This window comes from Micromonospora sp. WMMD1082, from assembly GCF_029626175.1.
Taxonomy (GTDB): Bacteria; Actinomycetota; Actinomycetes; order Mycobacteriales; family Micromonosporaceae; genus Micromonospora.
This window is the reverse complement of record NZ_JARUBM010000002.1, coordinates 3,640,637-3,652,361: the sequence shown is the minus strand read 5'-3', so window position 1 is coordinate 3,652,361 and position 11,725 is coordinate 3,640,637. Positions and strand designations below refer to the sequence as shown.

Annotated in this window: 10 protein-coding genes; 8 read left to right on the top strand and 2 right to left on the bottom strand. The window is 71.3% G+C overall.

Annotation, left to right across the window (positions count from 1 at the left end; genetic code table 11):
- Window positions 1-9: 9 nt before the first annotated feature.
- Window positions 10-1,260 carry a glutamate-5-semialdehyde dehydrogenase gene (locus O7615_RS16940; RefSeq protein ID WP_278178623.1) on the bottom strand — a complete coding sequence of 417 codons (1,251 nt, stop codon included), beginning with the start codon at window positions 1,258-1,260 and terminating at the stop codon, window positions 10-12.
- Window positions 1,253-1,972 (bottom strand): alpha/beta fold hydrolase, encoded by a 720-nt coding sequence (locus O7615_RS16935; protein WP_278178622.1) that lies wholly within the window; start codon window positions 1,970-1,972, stop codon window positions 1,253-1,255. Before O7615_RS16935 ends, O7615_RS16940 begins: the two co-directional genes overlap by 8 nt.
- 345 nt (window positions 1,973-2,317) lie before the next feature.
- Between O7615_RS16935 and O7615_RS16930 the strand changes: the two genes are divergently transcribed.
- From O7615_RS16930 to O7615_RS16895, 8 genes are read left to right on the top strand one after another with little or no spacing between them, the layout of a single operon-like run.
- Window positions 2,318-3,634 carry a lysine 2,3-aminomutase gene (locus tag O7615_RS16930; RefSeq protein WP_278178621.1) on the top strand — a complete coding sequence of 439 codons (1,317 nt, stop codon included), beginning with the start codon at window positions 2,318-2,320 and terminating at the stop codon, window positions 3,632-3,634.
- Entirely contained in the window at window positions 3,631-4,881 is a 1,251-nt protein-coding gene (locus O7615_RS16925; protein ID WP_278178620.1) for a pyridoxal phosphate-dependent aminotransferase, read from the top strand. The genes O7615_RS16930 and O7615_RS16925 overlap by 4 nt, the downstream gene beginning before the upstream one ends.
- A 23-nt stretch (window positions 4,882-4,904) precedes the next feature.
- Window positions 4,905-5,171, top strand: coding sequence for a phosphopantetheine-binding protein (locus O7615_RS16920; protein WP_278178619.1), 267 nt, complete (start codon window positions 4,905-4,907; stop codon window positions 5,169-5,171).
- Window positions 5,168-6,346 carry an acyl-CoA dehydrogenase family protein gene (locus O7615_RS16915; protein WP_278178618.1) on the top strand — a complete coding sequence of 393 codons (1,179 nt, stop codon included), beginning with the start codon at window positions 5,168-5,170 and terminating at the stop codon, window positions 6,344-6,346. The genes O7615_RS16920 and O7615_RS16915 overlap by 4 nt, the downstream gene beginning before the upstream one ends.
- Complete coding sequence (locus tag O7615_RS16910) at window positions 6,339-7,859, top strand: amino acid adenylation domain-containing protein (protein WP_278178617.1); 1,521 nt, start codon at window positions 6,339-6,341, stop codon at window positions 7,857-7,859. The genes O7615_RS16915 and O7615_RS16910 overlap by 8 nt, the downstream gene beginning before the upstream one ends.
- The gene (locus tag O7615_RS16905) at window positions 7,853-9,133 is read left to right on the top strand and encodes an aminotransferase class III-fold pyridoxal phosphate-dependent enzyme (RefSeq protein WP_278178616.1); all 1,281 of its coding nucleotides are present in this window, start codon (window positions 7,853-7,855) and stop codon (window positions 9,131-9,133) included. The genes O7615_RS16910 and O7615_RS16905 overlap by 7 nt, the downstream gene beginning before the upstream one ends.
- Window positions 9,130-10,464, top strand: coding sequence for an ATP-grasp domain-containing protein (locus O7615_RS16900; RefSeq protein ID WP_278178614.1), 1,335 nt, complete (start codon window positions 9,130-9,132; stop codon window positions 10,462-10,464). Before O7615_RS16905 ends, O7615_RS16900 begins: the two co-directional genes overlap by 4 nt.
- Window positions 10,457-11,710 carry an ATP-grasp domain-containing protein gene (locus O7615_RS16895; RefSeq protein WP_278178613.1) on the top strand — a complete coding sequence of 418 codons (1,254 nt, stop codon included), beginning with the start codon at window positions 10,457-10,459 and terminating at the stop codon, window positions 11,708-11,710. The genes O7615_RS16900 and O7615_RS16895 overlap by 8 nt, the downstream gene beginning before the upstream one ends.
- Window positions 11,711-11,725: the final 15 nt, after the last annotated feature.

Sequence of the window (11,725 nt, the reverse complement as noted above, 5' to 3'; positions counted from 1 at the left end):
GGACACGGGTCAGCCGCGCAGCGCCCCCGCAGCGTCGGTGACATAGCTGTAGGTGACGAGCGCGGCGAGGGTCACCGGACCCCGGACGTGCAGCCGACCGGTGGCGATGGCGATCTCGGCGCCCAGGCCGAGGGTGGGACCGTCGTGCAGCCGCAGCGAGCCGTTGACGACCACCATGGCGGCGTCGACACCGCGCCGGAACGTGTCGGTGACCTCCGGATCGCGGGCGAGGACTCCTTCGGTGTGTCCGGAGCCGTGCGCACGGATGTGCTCCAGGGCCGTGGCCGGACCGTCGACGCCGACCAGTGCGACCACCGGTTCGAGGAATTCCCGGCCGATGTCGTACGGTCCTAGCGGTTCGGTCCGCAGCCCGGGTGCCACCGGGACGCCGACCCCGGGGTCCACCCGGAGGGTCAGCGTCGCCTCGACCTCCTTGAGCCGCCGGGCCAGCGCCTCCAGGTATGCCTCGGCGACGGCCCGGTCGACCAGCACCGTCTCCACCGAGGTACAGCCGGCGGGCTCGGGAAGCTTGCTGTCCAGCGTCACCCGGGCCGCCAGGTCGAGGTCGGCGCTGCGGTGCACGTACAGGTGGTTGACCCCGCCACCGCTGGCGATGAGCGGAATGGCGCTGGTCCGGCAGGCGTCGACCAGCGCCGGGCTGCCACGTGGGATCACCACGTCCACCTGGTCGGGCCGTTTCAGCAGGGCGCGCAGCAGCCGCCGGTGCGGGTCGTCGAGGACGGTGACCAGCCCGGTCGGCAGCCCGGCCTCGGCCAACGCGGCGTGTGCGGTCCGCTCCAGCGCGGCGTTGGTGGCGGCATTCTCCCGCCCGCCGCGCAGCAGGACGGCGTTGCCCACCATGACCGGCAGCAGCGCCCCGTCGACGGTGACCGTCGGCCGGGCCTCGTAGACCATCAGCACGACGCCGAGCGGGCGGGGCACCCGGTGCACCGTCCGCGCCGCACCGGTGACCGGGACCTCGACCTCGACCACCGTTTCGACTTCCCGCCGGGCCTGTCCGGTCAGCGCCACCATGCGGTCCCGGTGGTCGTCGGTCAGCCGGAGCCGGTTCACCAGGGTGGGGGCCATGCCGGCCCGTTCGGCCTCGGCGACGTCGTCGTCGTTGGCCGCCACGATCAGTGGCCAGTCGGCGACGAGCCGCCGGGCGAACGCCCGGCAGTAACGGTGGTAGGCGGAGTCGCCCACCGGCGGCGCGGCGGCGTACGCCGCCCGCGCGGTGGCCAGCAGTTCGTCAGGCACGGGTCACCTCCGTCGCGGTGAGGAACGCGTCGAGGTGACCGAGAAGCAGCGGCAGCCGTTCGCGGTCGAAGGCGGTGAAGTGCCCACCGGGCAGCGGACACACCGTCAGCTGTGACGTCGCTGATCGCCACGCCGCAAGATGAGCGGCATTCTCCTCCTGCGCACAGGGCAGCAGCAGGGTCGGGCAGTCGTGCCGGCCCGCCACCCGGTAGGCGGTGACCGCGTCCAGGTGGGCCTCGACCGTCCGGGCGACCCGGTCGGCGGGAAATCCGCCGTTCTCGGTAAGGGACGCGCGGACCCGCTCGCGCCAGCGCCGCGCGGCCGACGGGTCGCGGTCGATGCCGGCCGAGGGGCTGTCGACCATGACGACCCGGGGTCGCCGGCCCGACGAGGAACGCAGCCGCGACGCCAGTTCCCACGCCACGACGCCGCCCAGCGACCAACCGAACAGCAGGTCCGGCGGGTCGGGCAGGCTGTCCAGCAGGTTCAGGTACCGGTCGGTCATCGCGGCGACGGTGGTGTCCGGCGTCTCGCCCGGCGCGAGCCCGTGGCCGCGGATGCCGAACACCGGCCCACGGCGGCCCAGCTTCAGCACCACGCCCGCGTACGCACCGAGGCCGCCGCCGGCTGGGTGGATCAGGACGCTAGACATGCCGGACCGGGGCCGGCCCATCGGCAGCAGCATCGGCTGCGTGCCGTCCAGGCCGTTCACTGCTTCCACCCGCAACCAGTGGCGAGATTCATGGGCGACGCACTCCTTAGGGGTGTTGGACCTGACGTTGGTCTATTTCCGTGCTTACCGCAGCCATAAACAATGCCGCCCTTCTGATCGATCGAATATCTTGATGACCGACTCAGACAAAGTTATCGGCCCTGCTACCAGACGAGCCATCGAGACCTTTTATCGCGTCATGAGAGAGGTTGATCGGGAGATTCCGTCATACCGGTTAGCGCACTCGTGTGGGGGTAGTTGGCGGTGGACGCCGCGACCGCCACCCGACGCAATTGGTCAGCGTCAACTGGGCATTCCGCCAAAGTCCTGAACGAAGGAATTCGTATGACACTGATGCTCGATCATCCCGTGGCCGTCACCCGTTTCCGGGCCTTCGGTCCGCGCCAAATCGACGACATCGCCGGCCGGTACGGCTTGCGCCCCGACCTGCGCGAAGAAATCGCCCTGCTGGCGCACGTCTTTCCGTTCCGGGTCAACGAATACGTCCTCGACCACCTGATCGACTGGACGCGGCCCGAGGAGGACCCGATGTTCCGGTTGGTCTTCCCCCAGCGCGGCATGCTCTCCGCCGAAGACGAGCAGGCGCTGGCCGCCGTGGTGCACTCGGGATCCGCCGCCCGGGAGGTCGCCGCCGTGGTCGCCCGCATCCGCGCCGGCCTGAACCCGCACCCGTCCGGCCAGCGGGAGTACAACGTGCCGATGCACCGGGGCGAGCGTCTACCCGGCCTGCAGCACAAGTACCGGGAGACCGTGCTCTACTTCCCGACCCAGGGCCAGTCCTGCCACTCATACTGCACTTACTGCTTCCGCTGGGCACAGTTCGTCGGCGATCCCGCGCTGCGCTTCGCCACCCCCGGTCCCGACCGGCTGGTGGACTACCTGCGGGACCACCCCGAAGTCAGTGACGTGCTGGTCACCGGCGGCGACCCGATGATCATGAGCACCGAGCGGCTGCGCGGCCATCTCGAACCGCTGCTCGACGTGCCGACGGTCCAGACCGTCCGGATCGGCACCAAGTCGCTGGCCTACTGGCCGCAGCGGTACGTCAGCGACGCGGACAGCGACGAGTTGCTGCGCCTGTTCGGGCGGATCATCGCGGCCGGCAAGCAGGTCGCGGTGATGGCGCACTTCACCCATCCGTGTGAACTGCGCACGCCCCTGGTGGCGACCGCGCTGCGCCGGATCCGGTCCACCGGAGCGGTGATCTACTGCCAGGCCCCAATGGTCTCGCACGTGAACGACCAGGCCGACGTCTGGGCGGAGTTGTGGCGGGCCGAGCTGGCCGCCGGAGCGGTGCCGTACTACATGTTCGTCGAGCGCGACACCGGCCCATACGACTACTTCAAGGTGCCGCTGGCTCGGGCGGTGGAGATTTTCCACGCCGCGTACCGCACGCTGCCGGGACTCGCCCGGACCGTCCGTGGGCCGGTCATGTCGACCACCTCCGGCAAGGTGGTCGTGGACGGCGTCGAGAGCCACCCGGACGGCCGCTGCTTCCAGCTGCGGATGCTACAGGCCCGCAACCCCGCGCTGGTCGGCCGCCCGTTCCGGGCCCAATACCACACCGGCGCGGCCTGGCTCAGCGAGCTGGAACTCGCCGCCGACGTGCCCGACGACATCCGAACGGCGGTGCGGTCATGAGTTCCATGTCACCGAATCTCGCGCTCAACGAGCGGGTCGCGCGCCTGCGCGCCGAGGGTCGATCCATTATCCACCTGGGTTTCGGCGAGTCCCGCCTGCCCGCCTTCGGGCCGCTGGTGGAGCAGCTGTGCGCGGGTGCGCGCCGCAACGCGTACGGACCGGTCGCCGGGGCACCGGACGCCCGGGCGGCGGTGGCCGGCTACTTCCGGCGGCGGCGCCTGCCCACCGGCCCGGAGCAGGTGATCCTCGGGCCCGGCAGCAAGCCGCTGCTGATGGCGCTGAACCTGGTCCTGCCCGGCGATGTGCTGTTGCCCCGCCCCTGCTGGAACTCCTACGCCCCCCAGGCGCGGATGGCCGGCAAGCGGGTCTGGGGCGTGCCGATCCCGGATAGCTGCGGCGGCGTCCCCGAGCCCACCGCACTGCGGGAGACGATCTCGGCGGCCCGCCGCGACGGCGGTGACCCGCGGATCGTCGTGCTCACCCTGCCGGACAACCCGACCGGTACGCTCGCCGGCGCGGAGCTGATCGGCGAGGTGTGCGCGATCGCCGAGGCCGAGGGGCTGACGATCGTCTCGGACGAGATCTACCGCGACGTGCTGCACCGGCCGGAGACGCCATTCGTGAGTCCCGCCGAGCTGGTCCCGCACCGGACCGTGGTGACGACCGGCCTGTCCAAGTCGCTGGCGCTTGGCGGTTGGCGGATCGGGGCGCTGCGGGTGCCGCCGGACGCCGCCGGACGCCGGTTGCGAGACGGGCTGATCAGCGTGGCGAGTGACCTATGGTCCACCCTGGCCGGTCCAACGCAGCAGGTCGCGGCGTACGCCTTCGACGAGCCGCCGGAGATCCGGCAGCGGCTGGCGGCCAGCGCCCGGCTGCACGGCGCGGTGGCCCGCGCGGTGCACGGCGCGGCCGTGGCGGCCGGGGCCACCTGCCGACCGCCCACCGGCGCCTTCTACGTCTACCCCGACTTCGCGCCGCTGCGGGAGACGTTGCACCTGCGCGGCGTGACCGACTCGGCGTCGCTGGCCCGCCACCTGCTCGACGAACTCGGCCTGGCGGTGCTCGCCGGCCACCTGCTCGGCGACGATCCGGACGCGCTGCGCTTCAAGGCCGCCACCAGCATGTTGTACGGCGACACCGATGAGGAGCAGGAGGCCGCCCTCGCCGCCGAGGAGCCGCTCGCCCTGCCGCACGTCGCCGACAACCTGACCCGCGTCGAAGAGGGCTTCGCCAAGCTCGGCGCCTGACCGCACCCCGGGGAGAAGACACCATGGATCGAACCGCCGTCCGCACCGCCGTCACCGAGGTCACCGCCGAGGTCCTCGGCGTCGACCCGGCCATCCTGCACGCCACGCCCACCCTGACCGATCTGCCGACCTTCAACTCGTTCCGGATCGTGGAGGTGGTCGAACGCGTCGAGGAACGCCTCGACGTCGAGGTCGACCCCGCCGAACTGACTCCGGACAACCTGACCCGGATGGACAACCTGACCGCCCTGTTCGAGCGGACCGCGATGGGAAGCGGGACCCCGGCATGACCGTCACCGTGACCCGCCCGACCGGGTGGGGTGCCGCCGAACTCGACCGCGCGGTCGCCGAGGTCGTCGAGGTCGCCGCCAGACACGCCACCGAATGCGACCGCGACGCCCGGTTCCCGGTGGAAGCCCTGGCGGCCATGCGCGCCACCGGGCTGCTTGGCCTGATGGTGCCCGCCGAGCACGGCGGGGCGGGCGGCGACCTGGCCGACCTGGTCGCGGTCAGCGGTCGACTCTCGCGTACCTGCATGTCAGTCGGAATGATCTTCACGATGCACTGCCAGCAGGTGGCCGCCATCGTCGGTGACAGCGGCGCGCTGCGGGAGCGGTTGCTGCCCCGGATCGCCCGCGGCGAGCTTTACCTGGCCTCGGTGACCACCGAGGCGGCCACCGGCGGTCATCTGCTCTCCTCCGGCACGGCGCTGCCCGGGGACGGCGTGGTGCTGCACGTGGACCGGTTCGCCCCGGTCGTCACCGGCGGCCAGTACGCCGACGCGTTCCTCGTCACGATGCAGGCCCCCGACGCCACCTCCCCCACCCAGCTGTCGCTGCTCTACGCCGAGCGGGACCAGTTGCGGATCACTGTCAAGGGCGGCTGGAACCCGATGGGCATGCGGGCCACGCACAGCGCGCCGCTGCACCTGCGCGGCGACCTTCCGGTCGGGCAGGTGATCGGCGAGCACGGCGGGTTCCGGGACATCGCCGTACGGACCTTCGCCCCGATGGCTCACCTGGGTTGGGCCGCGTGTTGGCTGGGCACGGCCGACGGCGCGCTCAGTCGCGTGGTGACCCTGCTGCGGGCCGAGCGCAGCCGCCGCAACCTCGACTCCGAGCTGCTGCTGCACCGGCTGTCCCGGGTCCGGCAGCGGTTGGACACCGTGCACGCCCTGGTGAGTCACACCGTCGCGGTCCTGAACGCCACCGCCGATCCGACATCCGTCGGGGTGCAGCTGCTGGCCAACACGGTCAAGCTGACCGCCTCCGAGCAGTGCCCGGCGGCGGTCGACGACCTCGTCGAGCTGCTCGGCATGCGACACGGCTACCTCCGCGACTCGGACCTCGCGCTGGAGCGGGCCCTGCGGGACCTGCGATCGGCGCCGTTGAACTACAGCAACGACCGGTTGCACGCGGCCGACGGTGCCCTGGTGCTCATGGATCGCGAGGTGCGCCATGTCTGACACCATGTACGACTGGTTCGCCGCGACGGTCCGTCGGCACCCGGGCCAGCCGGCCTTGCTGGTCGGCGACGTCACCTTCACCTACCGCGAGCTGGCCGCGCTCGTCGACCGCCTCGCCGCCGATCTCGGCCCGCTGCCGGCCGGGGCGCGGGTCGGGCTGCTCGCCGCCCGCAGCCCGCTCGCGTACGCCGGCTACCTGGCGATTCTGCGGGCCGGCGGGACGGTCGTACCGCTGAATCCGATCTTTCCCCGGGACCGCAACGCGACGATCGCGACCCGGGCCGGGCTCTGGACCGTTCTCGTGGACACCACGATGAGCGCGTCACTGGCGCCGGTGCGCGCCCCGCTGGTGCACGCCGCGCCGAGCGGACACGTGACGGGCCGGCAGGGCCGTCCGGCCAGTGCCGACGACGGGCCGGGGTCGGCCGACGACGCGACCGCCTACATCCTCTTCACGTCAGGTTCGACGGGTGTGCCGAAGGGTTTGCCGATCCGGCACGACAACGTCCGGCCGTACGTCGAGCACCACGTCGCCCGCTACAACGTGGGGCCGGGTAGCCGGCTCAGCCAGACGTTCGACCTCACCTTCGATCCGTCGGTGTTCGACATGTTCGTCACCTGGACCGGTGGCGGCGCCCTGGTGGTGCCCCGCCGCGAGGAGCTGGCCGATCCGGCGGCCTTCGTCAACCGGCACGGGGTGACCCACTGGTTCTCCGTACCGTCGGTGGTCTCGCTCGCCCGCCGAATGCGGCGCCTGCCGGCCGGCTGCATGCCGGACCTGCGCTGGGGGTTGTTCGCCGGGGAGCAGCTCACCTGCGACCAGGCGGCGGCCTGGCACCGGGCAGCACCCGACGCGGTGATCGAGAACCTGTACGGGCCCACCGAGCTGACCGTGACCTGCACCGTTCACCGGCAGCCGGCCGATCCGGCGGACTGGCCGCGGACCCGCAACGGCACCGTCCCCATCGGCCGCTGCCTGCCGCACCTGGAGTACGTGGTCCTGGACGAGCAGGGTCATCCGGCCCGCGAGGGCGAGCTGTGCGTACGCGGACCGCAGCGCTTCGCCGGTTATCTCGACCCCGCCAACAACGCCGGCCGGTTCCTGAGCTGGTCTCCCGGTCGGACCGCCATGACCCACCCCGGATCCGATCCACCGTCGGAGCGGCTGTGGTACCGCACCGGTGACCGGGTCGTCGACGACGATGGCGAGCTGACCCACCTCGGCCGGCTCGACTCGCAGGTCCAGGTGCACGGCTACCGCGTCGAGCTGGGCGAGATCGAGGCGGTGCTCCGCCGGCACCCTGAGGTCGAGGACGCGGCCGTCTTCTTCGACGGCGTCGACCTGCGAGCCCTGTACGTGGGCGGCACCCTGCCGGCCGAGCACCTGGCCCGGTGGGTGGCCACCCGGTTGCCCGGGTACATGGTGCCGGCCCGGATCGCGTCCGTAGAGCTGTTCCCTCGCAACGACAACGGCAAGCTCGACCGTAGGAAGCTGGAGGCCCTGGCGTGTTGAGAGATCCCCACGACGCCCTCTGGTACAACTCCGTCACCCGTCCGGCCATCGACGACGGCAGCATTGCCCGCAGCGCCGTCACGCAGGGCAAGGGGTGCTGGGTGCAGGACGCCGCCGGCACCTGGTACCTGGACGCACGCGCCGCCATGTGGAACGCCACGCTCGGCTACCAGGCCCAACGGGTGGTGGAGGCGATGTGCGACCAACTGCGCCGGCTGCCCGTGGCTCAGGTGATCCGCTACGAAGAACCGCCGGAGGTGGCGCTGGAGTACGCCCGCCGCCTCGTCGGCGCGCTGCCCGACCCGCTCAACCACGTCCGCTTCGGCAGCACCGGCTCGCAGATGACCAGCGCCGCCGTCCTGCTGTCGCGGTTCGTCCGCAAGGTTCGCGGCGAGACGCACCGGACGAAGGTCATCGCGTTCACCAACGGGTACCACGGCACCGGGGGCATCGCCAGCGCGCTCACCGGCGAGCGGCAGATGCACGCGTTGCAGGCGCCGCTGGCCCCGGACGTCCACCACGTTAAGCCGTGGAACCTCGAAGCGCTGGCGCGGATGGTCGACCGGCACGGTCCGGAGCAGGTCACGGCCATCATCGTCGAACCGATCATGGGTACCGACGTGCTCGCCGCCCCGGACGGTGCGTTGCGGCAGATCCGCGACCTGTGCGACCGGTACGACATCCACCTGATCGCCGACGAGGTGACCACGGGCTTCGGTCGGACCGGCGTGATGTCGGTGATGGTCGACCGGCAGGTGCTGCCCGACCTGCTGATCCTCGGCAAGGGCATCACCTCCGGCTATTTCCCGCTGGCGGCCCTGGTCAGCACCGACGCGATCTTCGACGAGGCGATCTCCCGACCCGGTTACGTCTTCCCGCACGGCTGCACGGCCGACGGCCATCCGGTGGGAATGGCCGCCGGGCTGGCGGTGCTCGACGAGTTGGCCGACGGATCGCTCTTCGCCCAGGTGCGACGAGTCGGCGAACGTCTCCGGGAGCGACTGCGGGACCAGGCGGCCAGCACCGGCCTGGTCCACGACGTACGCGGGGCGGGCCTGATGATCGGCGTCGAGCTGCGCGACGGCGACGAGCGGCCGGGGGCGGCCGCCATGACGGCGGTCCGCCGCGCCTGTCAAAAGGCGGGGCTGCTGCTCACCACCACGAACAACACTCTGGTCCTGATGCCGCCGCTGGTGCTGACCGAGGCCGATGCGGACGAGATCGTGACCCGGCTGGTCCGGGCCCTCGGCACCACCACCGCGGGCCGACCGTGAGCGACCGACGCACGATCAGCGTGCACGACCGACCAACCACCGCCGGGCACGACCGGCCCGCGGCCGCAGTGACCGACCGGCCCACGGTGGCCGTGGTCGACGGCTTCGGCTCGGCCAGCCGGCTGGCGCAGGGCTTCCGGGACGCCGGGCACGACTGCGTCCGGGTGCAGAGCACCGTCGACATCCCCGAGCACTACCGCCGCGAGCTGGACCTGAGCCGCTACACGGCGAACATCGTCCACCACGGGAACGTGTCGGCGACGGTCGGCCTGCTGGCGGCGTACCGGCCGCTGGCCGTGATCGCGGGCGCCGAGCAGGGCGTCGAACTCGCCGACGCGCTCGCCGAGGCGGCTGGGCTGCCCGGCAACGGCACGACGCTGAGCTACGCGCGGCGGACCAAGGACGCCCAGATCGCCGCGATCGCCGCAGCGGGTCTGCCGGCCGCGCGCCAGCTGCCGGTGCGGGACGCGGAGCAGCTGACGGCCTGGCACCGAAAGGTCGGCGGGCGGGTGGTGGTGAAGCCGATCCGCAGCGCCCGCAACGACGGCGTGCACATCTGTGACACGCCGACGGAGTCGGTCGCCGCTTACCGACAGATCCGGTCGGCGGTCAACGACTTCGGCCACCGTAACGAGGGTGTCGTCGCCCAGGAGTACCTGACCGGCACCGAGTTCGTGGTGAACACGGTCAGCTGGCGCGGCCGGCACCGGGTGACCGACACCTGGCGCTATCACAAGATCGACGTCAACGGGGTACGGGACCGCATCAACGGCATCCGCTCCGTGCCGCCCACCGATCCACGCTGGACGTCGTTACGCCGGTACGCCTCCGCCGTACTCGACGCGCTCGGCATCCGGTACGGGCCCGCCCACCTGGAGGTCATCCTCACCGTCACCGGCCCCCGACTGGTCGAGGTGGGCGCACGACTGTGCGGATCGGACGTCGCCCGATACGCCGTACACGCCACCGGCGAGTCCCAGATCGACCGGACCGTGCAGGCATACCTGGACGGCGAACGGTTCCTCGCCGAGATCGACGCGCCCTACCGGTGTGACGGCCACGCCGCCATGGCCTTCCTCGTCTCACCCGTCGAGGGCCGGCTCAAGGGGTACCCGCTGCTCGACCAGGTCGAGCGATTGGCCAGCTACCAGGGTCGGTCGGTGCGGGTACACCCCGGCGAACTGCTGCGCCGCACCATCGACGACAGCTCCGAACCGCTCGCGGTGGGTCTGGCACACACCGACGCGGCGACCCTGGAGAAGGACTTCCAGACCATCTGCTACCTCGACGGACCTGGGTTCTACAAACTGGAGGAGGCCCACCATGGGTAACGGGCGCACGATCGCACTCGTCGACCCGTACGGCGCGGTCAACAAGCTGGCGGCGGCCTTCACCGAGGCCGGACTGGAGTGCGTACGGGTCCAGTCCACGCCGCAGCCGCCGCCCTCCTACGGCGAGGCCGACCTGAGCGGCTACACCGACAACATCGTCCACGACCGGGACTTCGACCACCTGGTGGCCAGGCTGGCGGCGTTGCGGCCGGTGGCCGTCGTGGTGGGCAGCGAGGTGGGGGTGGAGTTCACCGACCGGCTCAACGAGGTACTCGGCCTGCCCGGCAACGGCACCGCGTTGAGCGAGGCCCGGCGCGACAAGTTCGTCCAGGTCGAGACGCTGCGGGCGGCAGGGCTACCGACCACGCGGCAACTACGGGTCACCGACCCGGACCAGTTGGCGGACTGGCACCGTCAGATGGGCGGGCGAATCGTGGTCAAGCCGGTACGCAGCGCGCGCAACGACGGGGTCGCCTTCTGCGACACGCCCGAGCAGTCACAGGCCGCCTACCACCACATCATGTCCCGCGACAGCGTCTTCGACGTGCCCAACGAGGGTGTGGTGGCCCAGGAGTACCTGCGGGGTGTCGAGTTCGTAGTGAACACCGTGAGCTGCCAGGGCCGCCACCGGATCACCGACACGTGGCGCTACCAGAAGATCACCGTCAACGGCATCCTGGACCGGATCAACGGCATGACCTCCACGTCACCGACCGACCCCGACTGGGAGTCGGTCGCCGAGTACTCCTACCAGGTGCTCGACGCGCTGGGGATCCAGTACGGTCCGGTGCATCTGGAGGTGATGCTGACCGCCGACGGACCACGGCTGGTCGAGGCGGGGGCGCGACTGTGCGGTGCCGATGTCGCCCGCTACGCCGTACTGCTGACCGGCGAGTCGCAGATCGACCGCACCGCGCAGGCGTACGCTGACCCGGACCGCTTCATCGCCGAGCACCGCAAGCCGTACGCCCTGGACAACCACGGTGCCATGGCGTTCTTCGCCTCCCCGGTCGAGGGCCTGCTTCGCGGCTACCCGCACGTGCACCTGATCGAGGAGTTGGCGAGCTGCCAGGGGGTCACCCTGCGGTTCAAGGTGGGCGAGCGGCTCGTCCGGACGGTCGACGACGAGAGCGAGCCAGTGACGGTGGGGCTGATCCATCCGGACCGGTCCGTCGTACTCCAGGACTTCGCCACGGTCTGCTACCTGGACGGGTTCGGTTTCTATGACATCGATCCTGGGCAGTGAGCGGTCACGTGCCGT

What these genes read in the sequence shown, in the direction of transcription:
- O7615_RS16920 (WP_278178619.1), top strand. Translation starts at nt 4,905, where the DNA reads ATGGATCGAACCGCCGTCCGCACCGCCGTCACCGAGGTCACCGCCGAG.
- O7615_RS16925 (WP_278178620.1), top strand. Translation starts at nt 3,631, where the DNA reads ATGAGTTCCATGTCACCGAATCTCGCGCTCAACGAGCGGGTCGCGCGC.
- O7615_RS16930 (WP_278178621.1), top strand. Translation starts at nt 2,318, where the DNA reads ATGACACTGATGCTCGATCATCCCGTGGCCGTCACCCGTTTCCGGGCC.
- O7615_RS16895 (WP_278178613.1), top strand. Translation starts at nt 10,457, where the DNA reads ATGGGTAACGGGCGCACGATCGCACTCGTCGACCCGTACGGCGCGGTC.
- O7615_RS16915 (WP_278178618.1), top strand. Translation starts at nt 5,168, where the DNA reads ATGACCGTCACCGTGACCCGCCCGACCGGGTGGGGTGCCGCCGAACTC.
- O7615_RS16910 (WP_278178617.1), top strand. Translation starts at nt 6,339, where the DNA reads ATGTCTGACACCATGTACGACTGGTTCGCCGCGACGGTCCGTCGGCAC.